Below are 22,903 nucleotides of genomic sequence, written 5' to 3'. Positions count from 1 at the left end.
TGAGTTTCGACAACAGGAATCGTTTCGACTATCGGCTGAGTTTCGACAACAGGAATCGTTTCGACTATCGGCTGAGTTTCGACAACAGGAATCGTTTCGACTATCGGCTGAGTTTCGACAACAGGAATCGTTTCGATAATAGGTATACCCTCGACTGATTGTTCTGGTTTAATATCATCGAGCAATTGCTTACCCTTCTCAGAATTGCGCCAATCTTTTGTCTGGTTAATAACTTCATCGATTTTTATCGCTTTCCCGGTTGCACCACTGACTTGAAAAATCAGGTCGTTGTAATCTTTATCCGATCCAGTATCAACTCTTTGATCTTCAATCGAAAAAGTATTACCTTGCCCATTAATATCGGCAATTTGACCGATGTGAAAACCTTGATTCGGATTGGCTATTACTAAAGAAAATAACGGACGTTTGTCTGCACCAATTGCAGGATTATTTAACACATCCTGCACTTTACCATTGGGAATTAGCATGAAGCCAAATTTATCCCCCGGCTTCATTGCAAATGTCTTTTCGCCAAAGTATTTTCCGTCGTTGTAATTCCCTTCTCCTAAACCACCGCTAAACTTGGCGTCTTCCGATGCATCGGAAAAGACTACGTAACCTTGCTCCGAGTTGGAGAGCGATCGCACAACCGCCTCCTTAATAAACTCCTCCGATCCGGGGACATATTTCTCCATCCCCTCCAAACTGAAAACGGCTAGCTCACCTTTGTACCAACCACCGTCAAATAAAGGATCGACACCTACCTGTCCGCTTTCACCTACCGTAAAGTAACCGGATATAAGATCCATCCCAGTGAGAGGCTCGACTTGAGGGTTAGCAGCCAGATTCAGGTTGTAGTTGGTACTACCGCCAACTTGCAACACCCGCACCGCATAGTTACCCGCCGCCAAGTTATTGAGTGCGATCGCTTCCGCACTTATTCCCAAAGCAGCAGAACTATACAACACCTCTCCACTGCTATTGAGCAGTTGCACATCCGCATTATCGCTCAAACCGTTCAGCGACAGGCTAAAACTACCAGACTCTTTGACGCTGAAGTTATATAGGTCAAATCGATTCCCACCGCCAATCAAACCCGAATAGTTCTGGCTGCTGCTCAGACTACCAATATCAAAGTTAGACATATTCCCTCTCTTAGAAAATGCCCCGAAGAGTTTGTGAAGATGAAATAGGTTACCCTAGTTTTGTCTATATCTAGGTGTAGACTATAGTTTGTCTCACTTAAATTATAAATTAAAGTACTCTGACTTGCGAGCGGAAAAATCGGTATTATAGCGGTTTGCAGCCCGTAGAGGCTTCGTTTGTATAGCGGCAGCATTAATGCTGCCGCTACACAAACAAAGCCAAAAGGCTGTACCTCAGCCGAAAAGCAATCCGCTGTAACCTAGTTGCGGGAAGGGAAGAAAGTCGCAAAAGTTATAACTTGTATATTACTTTTGTGATATAACTTAACAAAGCTGGGGGTCATATGATGTCCGCCCAATCACTCTTAATAAAAATATCGACCCGTCACCGTGTCACCGTTCTCCCAAGTGAGTCCAAAATATGGGTGAAGAACCGGACATGATATCAATCCCGCTTGCCATCAAAATAGATAAAACCTGAGCTGCATGGCCTGGATAATTGACATCCTCCCCACCGCATAGGATGGGGATTCCAAGCATCGCTACTTGACTTTCCTGGTTATTCCCTTACGGGCTTTCGGCACTTGCCTAGTCATTTCTGACCCCGGTAGTACGCCTGCACAGGCAGTTTCCCTTCCCCGATTGTCCACGGGTACTAGATTCAATCCACGCAATAACACCATCTCAGCAGCAGCACGATCTCGATGAGTTTGATAGCCACATTCAGGACAATGGTGATCTCTGACATCCAGCGACTTTTTCACCGTTGCGCCACACTGCGGGCAAGTTTGGGACGTGCTGTTAGGATTGACACCCATGAAGAACGCGCCACGCTTCCAGCATACCCATTCCAACAAACTCAAGAATTGAGAAAAGGAGGCATCAATGCAATCTTTGCGAAGCATTCCTCGATTGAGTCCAACGGTATTGAGATCTTCAGCAAAGATGGCTTGAGCTTGATCGCAGAGCTTGTGAGCCGTTTTGAGATGAAAGTCTTTGCGGGTGTTGGCAATGTGATGATGCAATCGGGCAATCTTGATTTGCGCTTTTTCGGAGTTGGCAGAACGCTTTTGTTTTCTAGCCGCTCGACCTTGCAGCAATTTCAGCTTGCGATGTTGAGACTTAAGAAACTTGGGGCGTTCAAAAAAGCTTCCATCCGATACCGTTGCAAATCGTTCCAGCCCAAGATCGATGCCGATGGCTCTCCCATGAAAGGGAGCGTCAGGCACCGAGACATCGGACTGAATCGAAACCACCACATACCATTGGGTTCCACGAGCTTTCGACAAGACCCGCACTTGTTTCACCTTGAACCCGTCAGGAATCGGACGAGACAAACTCATGGGGACATGACCAATCTTTGGCAGATTGATACTGCTCCCCACAATCGGATCGGTCTTGAACTGTGGAAACACGAGCATACTTGAATTGTCCAAACTTTTTGAATCGTGGGAATCCATACCCACGCTCTTGAAAGGCTTCCCACGTGTCATGCAATCTCCGAATCGTGGTTTGCAGCACTTGAGAATGGACATTCTTCAGTTCTGTCCAAAACTCTTTCAGCTTGGGCAGATCATTTTGCTGACGATGATAGGACCCAAACGGGACATCGGCAGGAATGATATATTCCCGCTCAATGGAACACCGATCCACCAAACACTTACGCGAACCCGTCCAATCCTTCAATTCACGCAGCGCTCGGTTATAAACTTTGCGCGACGTTTCCAACCATTCGAGCATCATTGCCGATTGGTGAAGGTCCAGATAAATGCGGTAGGTGTAGTTCATTGTTAGCATCTCCTATTTCTACCACACTTAATAAGCAGTGGTAGACATTTACCCAAAAAGAGATTGGCGCTCCCGCGCCGTCGCTATCCATCCCCACCGTGTAGACGGATGGGGAATTCCGCGAGATTAGTTAAAGAGACAATCAGGATAAGGGGCTATTTAAATGTCCCAGGACTTACGCAGGACGATCTGAGAAACCGGGTTTCTGCGTAGATCTCAAATCTTGCACCTTGAGGCAGCAGCCTCAGTATTTTCGTTCCCAGGTTGAACCTGGGAACGAGATCCGGGAGGCTCTGCCTCCCGTGGTGCAAGATGTAAGTAGATCTCTGGTTGTCAAACCGAAGATTTTTCCGAGAAACCCGGTTTCTTTGCGTAAGTCCTGTATCCCTCAATTGAATACGCCCAAATGACTGACCAAAACCTCGCTGAGAAAATGCCCGCAGAAGACAACAGTACCATCCTAGAAGCCAAAGACCTGACGCGCCGCTTTGGGGGTTTGGTTGCGGTTAATAACGTATCGTTTGCAGTCCAAAAACACGAGATATTTGGACTGATTGGTCCCAATGGTGCGGGCAAAACAACGCTGTTTAATCTGATCACCTGTCTGCTGCAACCTTCCAGCGGACAGTTAATTTACCGAGGGGAGGAAGTTTCCCAACAACGCCCCCATGAAATCGCCGCTAAAGGTATTTCTCGCACGTTCCAGAATATTCGCTTGTTTGGCGAACTTTCGGCGCTGGAAAATGTCACAATTGGACGCCACGTCCACAGTCGCAACGGTAATGCCGTATCTGCCCTTGTTTCGGGGATGTTGGGGTTACCTGCTGCTGTGAAGCAAGAAAGGGAAACGAAACAAAAGGCGCAGGAGTTATTAGAAATGGTAGGATTGAGCGATCGCGCCCAAGAAAAAGCCAAAAACTTCCCCTACGGCGATCAGCGTCGCTTGGAAATTGCCCGCGCCCTCGCCCTCGAACCCCAAGTCTTGCTGCTAGATGAACCCGCAGCGGGAATGAACCCCAGCGAGAAGCATCAACTGGGCGAGTTTATTCGCGATATTCGCTCTCGCTTTAACTTAACTGTCATCTTGATCGAACACCACGTACCTTTAGTCATGGGGTTATGCGATCGCATTGCCGTGTTAAACTTTGGCAAATTGATCGCCTTGGGCGCACCTGCTGTGGTCAGAAACGATCCAACTGTAATTGAAGCCTATTTAGGCGATGAATAATCATGGAGCTTCAGGTGCAGGTGAGCAGGGGGGCAGAGGAGCTTCGGAGCAGAATGAGCAATTAGCAATTAGCAATTAGCAATTAGCAATGACCAATTACCAATTACCAAATTTCAAATTATTTTATGACTAAACTACTAGAAATTAACAATCTTTTTGTTAACTATGGAGGCATTCAAGCCTTAAAAGATGTAAATCTAATTGTAGAGACTGGCGAAGTTGTTACCCTGATTGGGGCAAACGGCGCCGGAAAAAGTACAACCCTACGCGCTATTTCCAGATTAATTAATCCCCGCCGAGGCGAAATTATTTACAACGGACGCAACATTACCCGTCGCCCATCCCATGAAGTAGTACAACTGGGGATTGCCCACTCCCCTGAAGGACGGCGAGTTTTAGCGAGGCAAACGGTTTTAGATAATTTGGAATTAGGTGCTTATATTCGTTCTAATTCGGCAGAAATTAAGGCGGATATTAATAAACAATTTCAGTTGTTCCCCCGTTTGGCAGAACGACGCCATCAACTAGCAGGAACCCTGAGTGGAGGAGAACAACAAATGCTGGCGATCGCGCGCGCCCTCATGAGTCGTCCAAAACTGTTACTATTGGATGAACCAAGTCTCGGTCTTGCTCCAGCAATTGTGCGCGAGATTTTTTCAATTATTCAAAATTTGCGCGCCACAGGCGTTACTATCCTATTAGTTGAACAAAACGCCAATCTCGCCTTACAAATTGCTGACCGAGGTTATGTGCTTGAGGCGGGTTGTATTACCCTCACAGGAAAAGCGTCGGATTTTCTCAATGATCAGCGAGTCAAGCAGGCTTATTTAGGGTGATTAAATAACTTTTGTAGAGCAATTTCGTTGAATTTATCCGGAAATAATTTGCTTGAAAATCATCAAGTTATTGGTTGCCATTAGAAAAATTAGTATGGTTACACCTACTCTGAAGTATGTTTTCCCAAACCAGAAACGATTGACAGCTAACAGGAGAATTAGGAAAGTAAAGTTACAGGAATAAAGAAACATTTCGTTGCCGCCAAAAAATGAGTGTATAGCCATATTAAATAGGATAGAACAAGAAACGGCAACGAGAAAAATATTCTGTCTGATAGTTAGCATGTTTCTCAAACAACCAGCGATGAATAAGCTAACCCAGAGAACTGCTCCTATATAACCGATAAAACTATATTCTAAAGGACGATTAAAAAAGGTTAGAGGTATAATACTTGAAACCTGCGGACTAATTGATCCAAAGGTAGATGGGGCTACAAAGTTAACGAGGAAGAAATTTTTGAGAAGTTCTTGAATGACTAAAAATGGCTGATTTAGAATAGTTATTTTTACATATTTTAACTCCCATTCGAGGGTTTCAGGCAGAAAGAAAAATTTGGCATTTGGGAAGATTCGCCACTGAATAACGCTGAGTATAAAAGCAAAAAATACAACTAAGCTCACATATTCTAAGATAGCGATCGCTCTGCGTTCTTTCTTCAAAGTAAATGCGATCGCTGTGAAACAAATTACAGTTTGGCTAAAGTTGGTAATTGTTACACCAAACGAGAATAACCCAGCTACTATCCAGTATATATAGTAGATTTTTTGATTCCGCAAACAAACCAAAAATAAAACGTATGTTGCGATGGCGCTACAGCTAGCTAGGGCATAGGTTTCTGGTAGCGTGCTAAATACTAGGTGACTCATGCTCAAACCAAGCACAGCAGTTAGAATTGCGGTTATTACCCGGTTTTTGGTCAGGAGCCAAAACAGTGTCGATGCTGCTAAAATAGCGAGGAAACCGAAAAAACAGTTGAGAATTACTACCGTTTTTTCTTGGGAAAAAGTTAAACTATACAGCAATATTGCCAATGGATCGACCATCAGTAAAATTAAAGGATGAGATCCTTTATGTTCCTGGTTGTACTCACGTGAAGTCCAACCAGGAATTGTTTCGGTATGATCTGCGCCAAAAAAATTATAATTGTAGAATTCTGGTATTAGGCGCGTTCCTATTATGAGGTACAGGACGTAAAACAGCAGAGATAGGGAAAGTAGAAAAATAATATTTTTTTTATTATCATATAAAATTATGATGAAGCTTTTAATATCTTGGGTTAAAAGCTCAGCAAATCTCCGAGGTTTTTTCAATTGTTTATAAATCGCAGATAGAGCTAAGACAATACAGGTTCCCAAGGCGTTGAATGCAATAAATAACCTATCTGTTCTTTGGATATAAAAACTGAGTGTATGTCGATCTCGTACTAACAAAAATTGATTCAATAATTCAGAGGATTCACTCTTGTAAATTGACTCAACTATTCGATGGGCAAATAGGAGATAGAATATTCCTTCGATGATTAAGAATATAGCTAAAGCCGCGACGACTTTATTGTTGGTAATCCAAGCCTTTAAAGTTCTCATTTTTCAGTCAGCGAATCAGGCCAGAATAAGGTTAACTTTTATTCCTGAATGAATCGAGCTTCCAAAGATAGCTAGAAACCAAATTTGTAATTACATGAGCCACAATTGGCACTAACAAATTGCCCGTTGTTAGAACGCTATATCCGAGTATGAAACCGACAACGCTTGCCCAGACGGCATAAGGCCATTGTTCTATTCCACTGAGGTGCAAAAGGCCAAAACAAAGGCTGGTGAAAAGTAACCCTGGCATATCTAACCCCAAAGCGGGCAACATAACGCCTCGGAATAACAATTCTTCACTCAAACCGGGCAACAATCCCAGCCAAATAATATCTGGCAGCAATAAAGGTTTTAGCACCATTTCTAAGTATAAATCTGCACTTTGGCGATACGCAGGCCAAAGGCGATACACCAAGCTACTGGCAGCAGTAATTAAGAATCCGATACCCAGTCCTTGGGGGAATGCCTCGATTTTCCATTTAACCGGCAGTAGGGAGACAGAACCAAAGTGCTGCCAAAGTTTAGCAACGACAAGCAATACAATAGCGGTCACGCCCATTGCGATCAGCAATTGGGTGCGCGTCAGGGGTTCAAATTCCGGTTGTTCGGGTAGTGGTTTGGTCACCAGTTCGTGTTATGCAACTTAGGGGTGAGAGGTGCGGACGGAGGGCAGCGGGACTAATTCCGGCTCGATGAGCAACTAAAACGCCCAATGCCTCTAAATAAGAGTTTACCCGCAATGCTTTAATGCCTAAAGGTTCGGGGGGAACTCGCAAAACGGTTTGGTTTTCTGCGACGGCGATAACGAGCGCGCGATCGCTCAAACTCAAGATAGCGCTTCCTCCACAAGCATCGGCGGGGACGACGACAGAGTCTACTTGGTTTGCCCAGATGCTAATTGCTAATTGCTCATTGCTAATTGGTAATTGGTAGTTGGTAATTGGTAATTGGTCATTCTGCTCACCTGCCCCTCTGCTGACGAACTGCGGGGCGCGACTTAGTCCGGCGAGGACGCAGGGGAGGAAGGTATAGCCTAATTCTTCGGCGGCGGAACGGGGGGAGAGGTGGGGGTCGAGGGGGGTGGGTAAGAAGGCGGGGGCGTGGGCGCAGGGTATTTGGAATTTTCGCACGACTAGATGACTGATGACCGCTTCTGCACCGGCGATCGGATCTACGCCTTTCCCCTGGCGATAGTTTTGCAACGCTTGACTATCGATATCTTCTGGGAAGCGGGCGACGACTGCGATCGCTTCTGCCCTCGCTTTGGTAATCAAAACTTCGGCTGCCCGCAACAAGCTATCTGGATTTTCAATTGTCCCCCAGGATGCCCCAGAAGCGGCTACCCGCAGTTCTACCCCCAAAGGTGCATCGGTGATTATGTAGTCGGTCAAACTCAGTCCCAGCGTGGCTCTAGCGGCCTCTGCGGCCTGAATTTGACGCAGTTGCAAGTCGGGTTCAATTCCCCGATCGAGGATTAAACCGATGCGGTTTTGATGCACGGGTTGCAGTCCCCAGCATCCGGCGGCGAATTTGTCCAGTCCGTAGCCTTCGACGTAGAATGCGTTATCGATAGGCCAATAGAGCATAGCGCCGTTGAGGACATTGGGGTGGGTGATGAGACGATCGCAGGTTTGAGCGATGGCGCGCGCGACTGGTAGCGCATCACCTGCATAACCCCCAATTGCCGCTCCAATGCCGGTGGGTACAATTAATACGACGGTGTAAGGACGTTGGGTCAATTGCAGATTTCAGATTTTAGATTTGGGATTTGGGATTGGTAACAATTGCTTCTACGGTTGCTTTTTCCTGTTTGGCATCGACATTTGTAATTGCCCAACGTAGGGGTTCTCCGCGTTTTTTTAATTCCGATTCAATTGCTTGATTCAGTTTAGCGGGAGATTCGGTGAGGTCAATTTCTGCGGTAATGAAATGGGTGGTCATAATTTTAAGGTTGTCCAAATTGACGATTATAAACTTCTTCTTCTTTTTCCGATTCTATAATTAAATCGGACCGGGGATAGGCGACGCATAGCAGAACATAACCTTCTTTTTGAAGATCTGGTCCTACACCCATGCCATCAGTTTGATCTACTTTTCCACCATTAATAATTTGGGCGGCACAGGTAGTACAAACCCCTGCATTGCAGGAATTTGGCAATTCTATCCCAGCGGCGGAGGCAGCGCGCAGAATCTTTTGATCTTCTGGCACTTGTATGGTGTGGGTACTACCTTGGTGACGAATTTCGACGTTGTAAGTTTGGGTCATCGTATCTGGTATCTGCTTAATTCTATTAACGGGCGATTGGTAGAGATAGCCAGTACCCGTCCAGGGATTATTTTACCGCTTTGCGGACACTTATTCTATATTAATTTCGCGGGGAGGGGGGGCGGTTTCTTCTTGTTTGAGCGTTCTGGAACCCGTTTGCATATAACCTTTGTACAAGTCAATAAAAATTCTCGAAGAGTCGGATAAGGATATTGTTTCCCCGTGGATTTTAGCTTTCATGTATCTTTTGAGCAGTTCGATGTAAGCTAATCCCAGTGCTAGGGTTAAGGTGGCGGCGGTGGATGCTGCAATCGCTCCCCCTATTACCGTACCTGCACCCGGTACCATTTTGATTAAATTGGTCACAATAAATCTGCCGGATGCGGTTACCCCGCCCGTGCCAAAAATGGCAGATAATATCGTACTGATAAATGCTTTATCAAACGGCATGCCAAAGATAACGCTGATATGTGCCAGCATGGTTGTTTGCATTGGTACTAAAATCAACGAATCGGCAAAGGGAATCGGTGCTGCCCCCACCAATGCGGAACTGGCAACATATCCGGTAACATATTTAAAAGCGGCTTCTGCTTTTAAATTAATACTCGCCATTTGTTCTTTAACAAAGGCTTTTCTTGCCACCTCCGGCAAAAGTTCAAAAGTTGCCTCTACTAAGCGTTTTAACCCGTAACTTTCTACTGGATATCTGCCTACCCGTTTAGATTCGGCTAAGACTGGAATAACATAACTAACGGGGAGATTCTTCTTTTCTAAGAAGAATATAAAATCGCTGCGTTCTTCCTCATCGACGGAGACTGCTTGAGTCAGGATGAGAATTACCGGAACTTCTTTGAGGTAAAGCGTTTTAATCCAATCTTCCTCGATGTCTTCAAAGCGGTGCGCTTCGTGGTTGATACAATACCAAACAACGTGAATGTGTTCTTTAACCGGCAGCAGTCTTTTATCTTCAATTAATTCGGCAATTTCTAGCTGGACTTGTTGAATTTGTTCGGCATCGAGTTCGAGTCCGGGGGTATCGTATACGGTAATCGGGCAATTTTCCTTAGTATATTGGCGGATGCCTTGGGTAATCGGTCTACCGACGCCGGTTTCTGCCAAGCGAGCGCGAAACACGGCGTTAATCAGCGTACTTTTTCCCACCCCCGTTTTCCCGATTACCAAAACATTACATTGCCCTACTTTAGTTTCCGCATTTTTATACGCTTCGCTTATTTTAGTTAAAATATCATCTAACGAAAAATCCCGCTCTGCCATTTCATTTTACTCCATCTTTTAATACCAATTACCAATTACCCATCACATTTGAGCCAAATGTTCTCTGAGCAATTCGTGGGTGAAGCGATAGCGATTGCCGAATTTTTGCAAAAATCTTCTTTCAGTCGCTAAACCCAAAAAACGAGAATAATTCCAGGGGATATAACCATTACGCCAAAGGATGAAATGGAGGACGAAACCTCGCATTCCGGCAATACCGCCCAAGGTTAGACCGATTCCGAGACGGTAGGTGCTTTTTTGAGAATTAGTCTGTAACCATTGTGGGGAAATTTGCGACATAGCAAACTCTACCTGCTTGTCTTCTTTCATTCTTTTCGCTAAAAAAACCAGCCAAGGACGAGTTGCTTCGGGGCGCGGTTCTTTTCGATAGTACCGACTTTTAATTTTCCGGGTTAGCAGCCAACGAAGGTAAGCATTTAACAAATATTTAAGACGTTCTTCCTTAGAGGGGAGGCGTTTCCAAGCGTGAATTAAAATTTCCTCGTAGGCTAAAGTCATCATGGACAAAAACAGCGGTGCTTTCACCAATTCCAGCAAGTTTGGATCGTCCTCGATAGCGTACCAAAGCTGGAGGCTGCTTGCACCGACCAAATATGCTTTAATTTGTGCCTCAGTCAAGGGTCGCAAATAGACCGCTCCCTGCAATCTTAACCGGGTTTTGCAGCGCTTATACTCTTCTAGGGGAGTGCAGACAACCAGATGCTTGACTGGATGTTCTCCTACCAGCAGCCGATTAATCGCTTGCAAACATAATTCTCGCTGCCTTGGTTCCAGTTCGTCCAATCCATCGAGTAGGGGCAGTAACTTTTGCTGCTGTATCAGTTGCTTGCCAATTTTATCCTGAATGCCATATTTTGACTTGAGTTCAGCGACGATCCAATCAGCGAGGCTGAGGTTTTTTTTCCAAGATAAAAGGTCAAATAAAACTGGAATAGGTTGTTCTGGGTCGTTTTGGGCGCGAGCGATCAAATCTTGGGCAAGTTCCAGCAGCGTGGTAGTTTTCCCGCCTCCCAACGAACCCAAAATCAGTAACTTGCCCTGTGACTCGTCAAAAACATTCGTAACGCTTTTGTCTGGAGGTAACCGAAAATTGGGACGATTGCCGATTTTAACTTCAAGATCGCAAAGTCTCGGCAAGAGTTCGGGTGGTTTTTCTTTACGCAAATCGATTGCCACGGCACTGTGCAATGACTGTTCTAGCCTTTGGTTAACCTCACGCTTGACAGCTTCTAGCAACTTATTAACTAGATGGCGATTAATTTTGGTTGACATAAGCTGCTTCCGCTTCGGGTGAAAGTTCCCCTCCAAATAAATAAGAATAGCACCCGCTTCGAGCAAATTTTCTCTAGCTTTTGGCTGTATTGCTGGAATTACGGAAATTGTAGCCTTCGGTTTGGGGTTTTGGGGCAATGGCGACGCAAATGGGTAAGCACCCCGCCAAGGTTGTGGAGAGGATGGGCGCTGAAAACCAAATAGCAAGCGAAATCCAATCACCCCAGGACTTATATCATGTCCGGTTAAACTAGGAATGACGCTCCTGACAAGGTGACACGGTGACGGGTCGAGATTTTTATTTAGGGTAATTAGGCGGACATCATATTACCCAAGGGGGTTCCTATCACCTTTGTTGCCTGCTGGGATCTATGGTTCCAAAGCGACGATTTTTCCGAGAAACCCTCACCCATCCCAGAAAACCTCTAAATAATATGAGCGAAAAAAAATATCCGCTATTTCATCCAAAACGACTATTTTTCCAGAATGGCGGATTTGGGTATGAATTTTCTACTTTAGAAGAGGCTTTGAGGTGCTACCTAGTCAACATGGAGATAGATAAAAACGATGTAGAGCTTGACGGATATTCAGTTATTGTTACCAAACGGGGTTTGAAGCAGCAGACCCGTAGAGAGTATTTTACTCCCAGGGGCTGATAGGGGCTGATAAGTTACGACAAGATTACCTCTTTTTAGACATATATCAAGGACGACTGCAAGAACTCCAACAGGACGCACTTACTGGTTGGGAAGCATCCCAACGCGGTGAAGTCGTAGATGGTGCAACTGCAATGGCACAAATCCGCGCCAAGATGCGTTCGCGCTACAGTTCAAAAGAAGTATGACTTCGTTCCGTAGCAGGAACCATCTAAAATTGCAATTAAGCAGCTGCAACCGCTTCTTGTGCGTGTCGCCGCAGCAATTCCATCAATTCATCGCGATAGTCGTGGAAGATAGAGTGACGTTTAACGGTGTGGGTGCGTGAGGGTAAATTAATCGGAATTTCTTTCCTTACCGTACCAGGACGCGCACCCAAAGCATAAATGCGATTGGAAAGAAATACAGCTTCTTCCACATCGTGGGTAATCATGAATACGGTAATATTGGTGCGCTGCCAAAGAGCGAGCATAAATTCGTGCATGGATTCTTTGGTGTGAATGTCTAATGCACCGAAAGGTTCGTCCATTAATAATACTTTAGGTTCCGAAGCTAGGGCGCGCGCGATCGCCACCCTTTGTTTCATCCCACCTGATAATTCCTTCGGCAAGGATTTAGCAAATTGAGACAATCCCACCACGCTCAAATAATAACTTGCTTGTTCGCGCCGTTCTTTCTTCGGTACGCCTTGAAGTTTGAGTCCAAATTCGGTATTTTCCTGCACCGTCATCCAAGGAAAAAGCGTGTAATGTTGAAATACCATCCCCCGATCTGGACCAGGTGCGGTGATGCGCTTGCCATCAATTTTAACTTCTCCCATTGTCGGGCTATCCAGTCCAGCAATTTGCCGCAGTAGGGTAGATTTTCCCGAACCCGATGCGCCTACCGTACAGATAAATTCCCCTTGCGCGATCGCCATGTTAATGTCTTTCAGGACGACTAACTTTCCTTGCTTTGTTTCAAAGTGCTTGTGCAGGTTAGTGATTTGCAGAAACATTGGTTAAATCTCCGTATTTTGGTAATTGGTAATTGGTAATTGGCAGGGTTTATCGTTGCTGACTTGCCCATTTACAAGAAACCCTGAGCAAGTATTGAAATAACAAATCAAACGCCAATCCGATTGCCCCGATGACAATCAAACCGACAAAAATTTCATCGGTTCTAAGAAAGCGACCCGCCACGCTAATCCGACGACCTAAACCTTCCGTTGCGGCGATTAGTTCTGAAACAATTACTAATTGCCATGCAGCGGCTAGGTTAATCCGGCAAGCATCAATAATTCCAGGCAAGACATGGGGGAAAATTACCTGAGTTAGGGTTTCCCAGCGATTTCCTCCCAAAATGTACGTAGCTTCAATCAAGTCTTTGGGGACGAACTTTACCGTATCCATCACCATCAACGAGTTGAAGAAAAACACCCCGATAAATATCAGCGTAATTTTAGGTTCTTCTCCAATGCCCAAATATAAAATTAGCAGAGGAATGAAGGCAGGGGCAGGCATGTAGCGCATTAAGCCGAACAGCGGTTCCAGTAAAGCGCGAATGCTGAGAAAACTGCCCATCAAAATACCAACTGGAATTGCAAAAACTGAGGCAAAAAAGAAGCCAACCCCCACTCGCCATAGACTCGCTACCGTATCTTTTAGGAGTTCGCGAGTCCGCCACAATCGCCCAAATGCTTCCAGAACTTTACCTGGTGAGGGTAAAAATTTGGGGTCTACGTTGCCGAAGGTTGTTACTAGCCACCACACCAGCAATGGCAAGGCAATCGATGTTATTATCAAAGCGGTATTGAGGGGTTTGGGAATATCTTCCGCCAGTCGCCAGAAAACAGTCGGGCGAATTGTTTTAGGTTTAATCAGCGATTGAATTGCTCGAGGGTTAAAGCTGTCGTTCATGATTTGGCTAATTGCTAATTGTTAATTGATGGAAGTTTAAGATTTTTTGGCTTTTTCTGCGTAGGCTTTTACGAAGCGATCGTCAAATAACCGGCTAATATCTGGTTTGGTTTTAGTTAGACCTACTTCTTTAAGGAATTTACTCATTTCTTGGGCAGCAAATGGTAACGAGTTCATATTATTACCCGGTTGAAAGGCTTTTAAGTTTTCCTCGATGGTCAATATTTTAGTTCCGTTAGCATATTGTTTGTATTCTTCCACGCTGACGCCTGCCCGTTGCGCCATAATGCTATATGCTTGTTCTTGATTTGCTTGCATAAAGTCTAATGTGGCGAACCAGGAATTTACAACTGCTTGCACTTTATCGGGGTTTTGTTCTACAAATTTGCGCGTGCAGACTAAATGATCTGAAATTGCACCGGGAAAATCTCTAGAACTGAAGAGTTCTTTACTGCCAGAAAGCTTTAATGCTTGGGTTGTAAATGGGGCGAATACTGCGGTTGCATCAACTTTTCCTGCTACAAAGGCGGCGGCGGCTTTCCCTGTTTCTAAAGGAACGAATTGAATATCTTGTGGCGATAAACCGGCTTGTTTTAGTCCTAGTAGTAATAGAAAGTGATCGACTGTGCCTTCTTCGGCGGCAACTTTTTTGCCTTTTAAGTCGGCAATGGAGTTGATGCCTTCTCGGACAATTATTTTGTCGTTGCCGGTGGAGTAGTCGTTGACTAATACTATTACTTTATCCGCGCCACCGGAGATGGAATTTACTGTATCGCCTAAGGTTTGGCTATTAGCATCTATTTGTCCGGCTGTCAAGGTACTGATAGATTCTAGATAGCCATCAAACCATTTTAAATCTACTGCAACTTTGTTGGCTTCAAATATTTTTTGTTCTTGGGTAACTTGCCAGGGAAACCAACCTGGCCATGCACTAAATCCTAAACGAACTGCACCCGCAATTGATGAAGAAGTTGTATCGGTTTCTGTTGTGGTTTTGATGTAGATGGCGGGGTTAACGCAACTTACGGTGAGGGATAAGGTGATGAGAAATAGTATGCAGTAGGTTGGTAAGGATCGCTGTTTCATATGTTTGTAGTAAGGATTTTAGTCCTTTTTATTTGAACCGCAGAGACGCAGAGAACGCAGAGAAAAGAGAAAGGAAGAGGTAGGCGATTTTAGAGGGAGAAGAGAGTTCGTAGTAAGGACTAAAGTCCTTACTACGAACTAGGCAAGGGTTAGTTGGTGGGGTGCGGTTGATGTTTGATTAATCTGAAAATGCAACCAGTCAAACCAGGTTTGTAGTCCTTGTCCTGTTTTGGCAGAAATTGGAATGATGGTGCAATCTGGGTTCATTTGGCGGACGTTGGCGATAATGCGATTTACGTCGATGTCTAAATGGGGTGCTAAGTCCATTTTGGTAATTAATAAGCAATCTGCTTCTTGAAACATGACTGGATATTTCAGGGGTTTGTCTTCTCCTTCGGTAATGCTTAAGAGGGCGACTTTGGCATGTTCGCCGACTTCAAATTCGGCGGGACAAACTAGATTGCCAACGTTTTCTACTAAGACTAAATCGAAGTCTGTTGGGTTGTATTGGTGGGCGAATTGGTGAATTCCTCCGGCGACCATTTTGGAGTCTAAATGGCAGGAACGTCCGGTGTTAATTGCGATTACTGGCACGTTGTATTGACGCAGGCGGTCGGCATCCAATTCGGTGGTCATATCGCCTTCTATTACGGCAATTTTTAATTGGTTGCTGAGTGCTGCTAGGGTGCGTTCTAGTAAAACGGTTTTACCGGCACCTGGACTGCTCATGATGTTTAAACAGGTGATGCCCCATTCATCAAAGTGAGCGCGGTTATGGTCTGCGCCTGCTTGATTGGCGTGGAGTAAATTGATTTCTAATGCTGCGTCAAATGTTTGGTGCATAGGATTCTATTGAATCAGAATGGTATTCAATCCGGTCTATTTTTAGTTCTCGTCCAGAACGAATATCTTCCATTGGGGATTTGCAGGTTGGGCAAGCGTATTGTATGCCAATTTCTGGACGATATTCTTGTTGGCAACAATGGCAGAAGGCAATTAAGGGTGTTTCGCGAATTACCAGTTTTGCTCCTTGTAAAAATGTGTTGCGCGTCTGAACTTCAAAGGCGAATTGCAAACTCACAGGTTCGACGCAAGTGAATTTTCCCACTGTGAGGTGAACGTGAGAAATTTTGGGTCGTTCTGGTTGCGATTCCCACCAATCTCTCACGGTTAGGATTAGCGCCTTGGTCATGTCGGTTTCGTGCATTTTTTTGGCTTCGATCTTACGTCCACGCGACTAATTCCGGTTGTGATTCTGGATGGATATAGGCAGGTTTTTGTTTACGCGGTAGTTGTCCTGATAAAACTAAATGCGCCATCGTGTCGCAAATTACCCGCGTTGCCATTAGCGATGTAATATCGCTGATATCGTAAGGGGGAGAAACTTCGACTACTTCTAATCCGCAAATCGGGGTGCGTTGCAGGATTTTTCCTAATAAATGAAGTGCTTCGCGGGGCAAAAGTCCACCTGGTTCGGGCCATCCCGTACCGGGGACAAATCCGGCATCGATGCAGTCAATATCGAAACTTATCCACACGCAATCGGTGCCATCGGTTGCTCTTTCTATGGCAAATTCTGCGGCGGCATCGAGTCCCATTTCAGTAATATCGGTTACCGTGAGGATATTTATTGCTCTTTCTCGACAAACTTTGACGCCTTGACGCGGTACTTGCCATCCTCCAATCCCCAGTTGTACTAAGTTTTTAGCGGGGGCATTTTTCATATTTGTGGCATGAAACCAGGGGCAAGTATGCATCCGTTCGTCTAAATCTGTTTCCTGGGTATCCACGTGGCGATCGAAGTGGATAATGCCGACTTTTTTATCGCCTAAGTGCCGACAAATTCCCCGCACTGTGGGAAATCCAATCGAGTGATCGCCGCCCAAAACTATGGGAAATGCTCCCGAATTAAAGATGTGGGCGACGCCTTTGGAAATCTGGTCGAATGACTTTTCGATGTTAGCTGGAATCGTGAAAATATCGCCGACATCGCAAAGGGTAATTTGCTCGCGCAGGTCAATTCCTAATTCAAAGTTGTAGGTGCTATATAAAGCAGAAATGCGGCGAATTCCTTGGGGACCAAATCGCGTTCCGGGGCGATAAGTTGTGCCGGAATCGTGAGGAACTCCGACAATTGCTACGTCATATTCGCCCACTTTGCGAACGTCTTCTAAATAGGGCGCTTTGAGGAAGGTGTTGATTCCGGCATAGTGGGGTAATTCGCCGCGCGAGAAGGTGGGAATCGTGCGATCGCGTATGCTATCTGCCGCTTCCAGTCCATATTCTAGCCCCTTCGATACTTCCTGTTGCCACCCCGTCAATGGTAGTCGCGATTCCATCTCTAACGCCCGTTGCGCTTGATTTGGCACCTGTCCGTTTTGATCGGGACTTTGAAATAAGGGGTTTTCTGAAGGATTTTCCGTCATTTTGATTCCTCTCGCTGTTTTCAAAACATTTAGGACTGACGCAAAGAAACCGGGTTTCTATGAAAATCGCTTTGAAACTAAAGATCCACGCAGAAACTTTGGTGATAGGATCGTCGGTAAGCCAAAACAAACGAATGGAGAAAACCCAGGAGGGAACAAACTCAGCCTGAGTGACTGATGGTATTCCTCCCGGGCTTTTCTCCCGCCGTGTAACTGGCTAATCCTTCTCTAACAACCAAAAAACTTAGGATAGCCAGCCTACTTCTCTCGGACCAGCATTTGAATTATTCAAACCGGAACCCTAGAAGTTGTTAAATTTTCCCTCTTTTTTGTTTGAGAATTACCGCAGGACTCAACGCTTTGCTCGCATCGGTAATCTAGGCGAATCTGTGTAAAATTACAGAGTAATTTTCTGCAACTCCTGGTAAGCTAACAGTTAATTTAATATTTAATTGTATTTAAAGTTACAAAATTGTGAGATTTAGGAGTAAAAAAATATGAAGTTTACTTGACAAAAAGAACGAGTGCGGCTTATGTCTTGGGAGCAATCGCACTTTAACCCAAATGGTAGAGGACAAAAAATTCATCAGGACTTACGCTCTTCGGAGGTCAGAAACCCGGTTTCGACCTTGTTCGCGCTAGCGTTGGGAGGCATATCTCTGGTTCCCAAACCAACGATTTTTCTTAGAAACCGGGTTTCTTTTAGTCCATTCAGTAATTGCTTTGTAATTAAAGATGACGGAGACTGCACTAGACAAATTTTGGGAGTTAGTATGGGGAGCAATCGCTCTCGACACATCTGCATTTGAGCAGATTCAAGTTGTGCCCTTTGGAACGATAACTGCACTGTTGATTACCTTGATAGCAGGATTTTCCCAAGCGATAGGTCAGGGGATTGTTCTATTTATCAATCGCGTCAAACCGATTCGGTTTATCCTCAGTTTAATCATTGCGGCGCTGTTATTTGCGTTTAGCTACATTTTTTGGGTACTTAGTACTTGGGTGGCGAGTATAATTCTGTTTGCGATCTATCCTTCCCTCACAGCATTCACGGCAATTGCCAGCGTTTTGGGACTTGCTTATGCACCCCAAATGTTGAGTTTTTTCGTCGCGCTGCCTTACCTGGGCGTGCCGATTTCGGTAATACTATCATTGTGGAGTTTTTTAGCATTTTTAACCGGATTAAAGGTGGCATTAGGTTTAGGAACTTGGCAAACATTTTGGTGTAGCGTATTGGGGTGGGCGGTGTTTCAAATATCCCAACGCACCATCGGGCGTCCGTTGATAACTCTCGGTCGTTGGTTAGAAACTACAGCTGCCGGAGTTAATTTAGTCACTAACCTGCAAGCTTTAGAGGAAATCGTGCAAAACGGACTGCAAGGTAGAATAGCTACCAGAGTACGTCAACGGGGAGGTAAACGTTGAATAAACGATTCAAATTTCTGTTACTCGGTGCAATCGTCTGCACCTCCGTTGTCGTTTTCCCCCAGTTAAAGCCACTATATTTGGCGGCATACGCAGTTTTAGGATATAGTTTGGATCTGGTAATTAACCTGCTGTTTATTAGCGCGATTGCAATTATTTTTGCCGCGTTTCTCTCCCCCCTAGAAGCACTAGGATGGTGGGCGGGATGGTACGGCGATCAAGTCGATAAAAATCTCGATCCGGGTACTTTAGCAGAACCCCTCCCGCCTGAAACAAAAGTCTTTCGTTATGTTATCTACCTCGATGGAATTGCCCAAGCTGAATCCAGATATTTCCCAGATGTAGAACAATTTGTCGATGAATTAGCCGCCCGCTTGCCCGATGATATCCTAATTATTCGCGGGTTAATGCCCTATTCTCCCATGAATCGCCCCTTGACAAAAGACCGATTATTATCATTTTTTTGGCGCTTAGCTGAGCGACTGCAAATGTCTACATCTGTCGGTATTTTCGGCGCTTTAATTGGCTGTACGATTAATATTCGCAATACTTTAGTTGTCACGGTTTCTGCCGACCAACGCTACGGTCCGATCTACAATCAAGGAACCGCACAGGTGATGTATAACAGCCTCATCACTCACGGTTACCAACCTGAAAGTGGCATACCAATAACTTTAATTGGTTACAGCGGTGGCGGGCAAATTGCCATGGGTGCAGCGCCTTATTTACGGCAAGCTTTGGATGCACCGATTGAGGTAATTTCTATATCCGGCGTGCTAAGCGGTAATACAAATGCTTTGCAGTTAGAACATCTTTATCACCTCGTCGGCGATAAAGATTTTGTCGAAAGGGAAGGACCAGTTTTGTTTCCCAAGCGCTGGCAAATCTTCTTTTTATCCTATTGGAATCGCGCCAAACGTCGGGGTAAAATTAGCGTCATTTCCCTGGGACCTGTGGGTCACAACGGCGCTGGAGGACCGTTTGATGCGAATCGATTTCTACCCGATGGTACTACTAGCTTTTTACAGCAAACTGTTGATATCGTTGAGGGAATTATTTTAGATAAATTCCCCTTTGCTCAGAAGAATCCTAGAAGGAAACCCAGCAATTACCAGCGGTATTGGTCAGCGCCGTTTAATCAACCGAGTTATTATCCGATTCAACAATCTGTTAACTTGGAAAATTATCGCGCCATCGCACCCTGGATGGGTCGTTTAATTCTACCCAAACCAGAGGAACGCCGCCAAGTAAAAGGAGTGTTTTTTGAAGTCCATCACGCTCCTACTGAATATCAACATTTAGTCGGACAAATTGTTAATTTGCGTTGGAGCGATGCCCCATCTGTGCAAGCTTACGTCCGCCACGTGACTAAAAGCGTCCACTTTTCTGAAGAAACAGAATATAGCATCAGCCAAGGTTATATTCATCCAGAACGACTGAATCATTGGCAACAAGTCGATCCGTTGGAGTCACTAGCAGGCGCAAGACCCCATGATGATGTTATTGTCAAGTTGCCCGAAGTCGTTGCTATTGTCGAAAGGACAGATAGGAAACGCGGTTCTTTATTTATATCAAAAGAACCCGTCCAAATTACCGGGCGTTATTATGCTTTGGTGAAAATTTTACACCCGCTAGAAGATGGGTCAGATTGTTTCCGAGTGGTTCATTTTAATCGCCAATCGCAACAATTTGATGGAGTGGAAGACAGGGTGCGAATTCCGCAAGTTGTCGCCGATATCAATGGCGTTTTCCCTTCCACAAATCGCGATATGGAAAAGTCTCCGGTCAACGAAACGGGGTGGTATATTTATGGGGCAAAGGATAAAAATGGGATGTTCGTCGTGCAAGCGATCGCGCCCCGCAGGTTGTTGCGATTGCAACCCGATGAGATAATTTTCGGCAAAAAAGCGGCGCTGAATTACCTGAAAAAAGAATCTTGGCAGGTAGAAGGACAAAAAGGCAAAGTATCATCCGTTCTTTTAAGTCCAAAACATCAAGAAATCCAGGCGGCGATAGAGGAATGGCAAGAAGGCGATCTCGCGTTACTGATTCACGTCTACGGCGGCATTGGCGGTAGAAAGCGCGAACCGGCGGCTAAAACTCCCATATTCTTCGGTCATTTTGCCTATGGAATTGCGCGGGTAGTGCGCGAACCAATCGCGGATGAATTATGCTTTGATATCGAATATTGTCAGGTTTATACCCACAACATCGATGGCATAATTGCCGGGACAAATGCATGGTGTCGTTTTTTGGGAGATCGCCAGTGGGGATGGCTGGGAACGCGCCCGGTTTCAGATATCATAATTAAACTGGATGCGGTAACTGAAAACTACGATATCCAAGGATTGAAACGCTCTCCGTTACTTACCCTCATCTATTATTTAGAAATCGCAATGGCACGCTACCGAATTGGAGATGGAACGGGTGGAACTTATGTAGGTCCCGCAAATAACTGTTCCCAAGATTCCAATCAAGCGCTATATGGTGCGATCAAAAACATAGAAAATGCGATTACAGCCAATCCCAATTTAGCAGAATGGCTAAGCAACAATCCCGAACAAGCTCAGCGGTTTGAACAGTTAGTAAAACTAGGAAATTCTATTAATCGCAGACTGCTACCTTTTGGCACTGCTCGTGCTGACTGGCAAAATAATATTGAGATGTTGGGAATTAGTATAGAAGACAATCCGATTGAAGCGCTTTTAAGAGGTTTATTGAGTTGGCGAACCATGTTACCCCGTTTAGCTAGCGAGACGATTGCTAAGAGGTTTCTGTTGCGCGATGCATCGATTTGGGTACTTCGCACCAATCAAGTGGGAGGATACGATCCTGATATTGAACCCATTGCGCCTACAGAAATTGGTTGGTAAGAAACCCGGTTTCTTGAATAATACCTTCGCCAAACAGCCGACACCCTTCAGGGTGTCGCTATACAAACTTTGGCTGCCTACGCAGTCTGTAAGAACTTCAGCCCGCGTACCGCTGACGCGGAACCCGAAGGGTAGGCGGGCTTCGTTTGTGTAGCCCCAGGTTTTAACCCCAGGACTTACGCAAAGAAACTTTGGTGATACGAAAAATCGTTGGTTTGGCAACCAGAGATCAAGGTCTCACCAAAGTTTCTTTTCTCGTCGTGCGTAAGTCCTGAACCCTTGTCGTTACCCACATTTTTTCACCAGTCTGATTAACAGTTTCGGCGCTAGCCCGCCTGGGATTCAAATCCCAGGCTAATAGCAAAAGTCCGTTAAAACAAACTAATATTTTCCAGCAGTCCACTTGAGTGGACTTTAGCTAAAAGCCCTTGGAATTTATTCCAAGGGCTTTTATGGGTAGCGACAAGGCTGTGAGATCTGGGTAACGACAAGGGTTTTAACCTGGGGGCGTTTGAGAAAATTGGCGCAGGTATTGTTGAAGAAACCGGGTTTCTGGATCTGCGCCACTCGGGTAGCTCCTCTCGTTCCCAGGCGTAACTCCCATGAGCAATTAGCAATTAGCGATTAGCAACTTCCGGTTTGCAACGGAGGCCGGGGACGCTCTCAGTTTTAATTATGGGTGAAAAGCCGGACATCATATAAGTAAAAATACTTGGTTAATTTGTCAGGACTTACGCACTACGAGCTTATCACCTTTGTTTCTTCGTTCTCTGGTTGCCACACCCAGGATTTTACGTAGAAACCCGGTTTTTTTGCGTAAGTCCTGTTTGTGAATATACCGTAAAAATACGGTAAAGCTTTAGTGAACTTACAATCCAGTTTGAATCAACATGATAAATTTACTGAAGTAGCTTGGTAAATGCGAGAAAATTAAACGGTCAGGGTCAATGAAAATACTTAAATCAAGTGGCTGGCAGGATAACTATCAGCACATTTGGCTGAAAGAATAGTTTTAGAAAGCCTTGTTACAGCAGGAAAAAACTGCACCGTATTAACGAACATTGATGACAAGCTAATAGCTGTTGTCGATTCATTTGGTCAAAAATCGACAAAAAGATACGAGT

At 45.0% G+C, this 22,903-nt stretch carries 22 protein-coding genes and 1 riboswitch; of the genes, 5 read left to right on the top strand and 17 right to left on the bottom strand.

The annotated features are described in order from the left end of the window. The 4 genes from ACE1CM_RS30915 to ACE1CM_RS30900 form a co-directional block, all read right to left on the bottom strand. A partial coding sequence (locus ACE1CM_RS30915) for a DUF4114 domain-containing protein (RefSeq protein ID WP_374882694.1) occupies positions 1-1,145 on the bottom strand: 1,145 nt, incomplete at its 3' end. A 393-nt stretch (positions 1,146-1,538) separates the two neighbouring features. Continuing rightward, a complete protein-coding gene (locus ACE1CM_RS30910) occupies positions 1,539-1,685 on the bottom strand; it encodes a hypothetical protein (protein ID WP_374882693.1) in 147 nt (48 codons plus the stop codon). A gap of 2 nt (positions 1,686-1,687) precedes the next feature. Further along, entirely contained in the window at positions 1,688-2,566 is an 879-nt protein-coding gene (locus tag ACE1CM_RS30905) for an RNA-guided endonuclease InsQ/TnpB family protein (protein ID WP_374882692.1), read from the bottom strand. Next, a complete protein-coding gene (locus tag ACE1CM_RS30900; RefSeq protein ID WP_374882691.1) occupies positions 2,463-2,942 on the bottom strand; it encodes a helix-turn-helix domain-containing protein in 480 nt (159 codons plus the stop codon). Before ACE1CM_RS30900 ends, ACE1CM_RS30905 begins: the two co-directional genes overlap by 104 nt. A 397-nt stretch (positions 2,943-3,339) precedes the next feature. Between ACE1CM_RS30900 and ACE1CM_RS30895 the strand changes: the two genes are divergently transcribed. Further along, a complete protein-coding gene (locus ACE1CM_RS30895) occupies positions 3,340-4,161 on the top strand; it encodes an ABC transporter ATP-binding protein (RefSeq protein WP_374882690.1) in 822 nt (273 codons plus the stop codon). Between the two features lie 125 nt (positions 4,162-4,286). Continuing rightward, positions 4,287-4,997, top strand: a complete 711-nt coding sequence (locus tag ACE1CM_RS30890; RefSeq protein WP_374882689.1) for an ABC transporter ATP-binding protein — start codon at positions 4,287-4,289, stop codon at positions 4,995-4,997. A gap of 33 nt (positions 4,998-5,030) precedes the next feature. On the opposite strand, the gene ACE1CM_RS30885 is transcribed toward ACE1CM_RS30890, so the two are convergent. From ACE1CM_RS30885 to ACE1CM_RS30855, 7 genes are all read right to left on the bottom strand, one after another. Then, positions 5,031-6,581, bottom strand: a complete 1,551-nt coding sequence (locus ACE1CM_RS30885; protein WP_374882688.1) for a hypothetical protein — start codon at positions 6,579-6,581, stop codon at positions 5,031-5,033. Positions 6,582-6,612: 31 nt separating this feature from the next. Further along, a complete protein-coding gene (locus tag ACE1CM_RS30880) occupies positions 6,613-7,206 on the bottom strand; it encodes a CPBP family intramembrane glutamic endopeptidase (protein WP_374882686.1) in 594 nt (197 codons plus the stop codon). Then, complete coding sequence (locus ACE1CM_RS30875) at positions 7,172-8,320, bottom strand: DUF3326 domain-containing protein (protein ID WP_374882685.1); 1,149 nt, start codon at positions 8,318-8,320, stop codon at positions 7,172-7,174. The genes ACE1CM_RS30880 and ACE1CM_RS30875 overlap by 35 nt, the downstream gene beginning before the upstream one ends. 16 nt (positions 8,321-8,336) lie before the next feature. Then, positions 8,337-8,522, bottom strand: coding sequence for a hypothetical protein (locus ACE1CM_RS30870; protein WP_374882684.1), 186 nt, complete (start codon positions 8,520-8,522; stop codon positions 8,337-8,339). A 4-nt stretch (positions 8,523-8,526) separates the two neighbouring features. After that, positions 8,527-8,847, bottom strand: coding sequence for a 2Fe-2S iron-sulfur cluster-binding protein (locus ACE1CM_RS30865; RefSeq protein WP_374882683.1), 321 nt, complete (start codon positions 8,845-8,847; stop codon positions 8,527-8,529). Positions 8,848-8,937: 90 nt separating this feature from the next. Next, positions 8,938-10,122, bottom strand: coding sequence for a YcjF family protein (locus tag ACE1CM_RS30860; protein WP_374882682.1), 1,185 nt, complete (start codon positions 10,120-10,122; stop codon positions 8,938-8,940). A gap of 42 nt (positions 10,123-10,164) precedes the next feature. Continuing rightward, on the bottom strand, positions 10,165-11,415 hold the full coding sequence (locus ACE1CM_RS30855) for an NACHT domain-containing protein (RefSeq protein WP_374882681.1): 1,251 nt from the start codon (positions 11,413-11,415) through the stop codon (positions 10,165-10,167). 371 nt (positions 11,416-11,786) lie between these two features. On the opposite strand from ACE1CM_RS30855, the gene ACE1CM_RS30850 reads away from it, so the two are divergent. After that, complete coding sequence (locus ACE1CM_RS30850; RefSeq protein ID WP_374882680.1) at positions 11,787-12,071, top strand: hypothetical protein; 285 nt, start codon at positions 11,787-11,789, stop codon at positions 12,069-12,071. Positions 12,072-12,294: 223 nt separating this feature from the next. Here ACE1CM_RS30850 and ACE1CM_RS30845 read toward each other — a convergent pair whose 3' ends face one another. From ACE1CM_RS30845 to speB, 6 genes are all read right to left on the bottom strand, one after another. Continuing rightward, positions 12,295-13,068 (bottom strand): ABC transporter ATP-binding protein, encoded by a 774-nt coding sequence (locus ACE1CM_RS30845; RefSeq protein ID WP_374882679.1) that lies wholly within the window; start codon positions 13,066-13,068, stop codon positions 12,295-12,297. A gap of 49 nt (positions 13,069-13,117) precedes the next feature. Beyond that, entirely contained in the window at positions 13,118-13,969 is an 852-nt protein-coding gene (locus ACE1CM_RS30840; protein WP_374882678.1) for an ABC transporter permease, read from the bottom strand. A 36-nt stretch (positions 13,970-14,005) separates the two neighbouring features. Continuing rightward, positions 14,006-15,055, bottom strand: a complete 1,050-nt coding sequence (locus ACE1CM_RS30835; protein WP_374882677.1) for an ABC transporter substrate-binding protein — start codon at positions 15,053-15,055, stop codon at positions 14,006-14,008. A gap of 138 nt (positions 15,056-15,193) precedes the next feature. Beyond that, positions 15,194-15,898, bottom strand: coding sequence for a hydrogenase nickel incorporation protein HypB (gene hypB / locus ACE1CM_RS30830; protein WP_374882676.1), 705 nt, complete (start codon positions 15,896-15,898; stop codon positions 15,194-15,196). Beyond that, the gene (gene hypA, locus ACE1CM_RS30825) at positions 15,882-16,262 is read right to left on the bottom strand and encodes a hydrogenase maturation nickel metallochaperone HypA (RefSeq protein WP_374882675.1); all 381 of its coding nucleotides are present in this window, start codon (positions 16,260-16,262) and stop codon (positions 15,882-15,884) included. The genes hypB and hypA overlap by 17 nt, the downstream gene beginning before the upstream one ends. A 16-nt stretch (positions 16,263-16,278) precedes the next feature. Further along, positions 16,279-17,481 carry an agmatinase gene (speB, locus tag ACE1CM_RS30820; protein ID WP_374882674.1) on the bottom strand — a complete coding sequence of 401 codons (1,203 nt, stop codon included), beginning with the start codon at positions 17,479-17,481 and terminating at the stop codon, positions 16,279-16,281. Between the two features lie 184 nt (positions 17,482-17,665). Continuing rightward, positions 17,666-17,797, bottom strand: a riboswitch (guanidine-I (ykkC/yxkD leader). 419 nt (positions 17,798-18,216) lie between these two features. Between speB and ACE1CM_RS30815 the strand changes: the two genes are divergently transcribed. Beyond that, positions 18,217-18,906 (top strand): hypothetical protein, encoded by a 690-nt coding sequence (locus tag ACE1CM_RS30815; RefSeq protein WP_374882673.1) that lies wholly within the window; start codon positions 18,217-18,219, stop codon positions 18,904-18,906. Beyond that, the gene (locus ACE1CM_RS30810; protein ID WP_374882672.1) at positions 18,903-21,779 is read left to right on the top strand and encodes a CAAX protease; all 2,877 of its coding nucleotides are present in this window, start codon (positions 18,903-18,905) and stop codon (positions 21,777-21,779) included. Before ACE1CM_RS30815 ends, ACE1CM_RS30810 begins: the two co-directional genes overlap by 4 nt. Positions 21,780-22,903: the final 1,124 nt, after the last annotated feature.

The organism is Microseira sp. BLCC-F43, from assembly GCF_041929235.1.
Taxonomy (GTDB): Bacteria; Cyanobacteriota; Cyanobacteriia; order Cyanobacteriales; family Aerosakkonemataceae; genus Microseira.
This window is presented reverse-complemented; position numbering and strand designations above follow the sequence as displayed.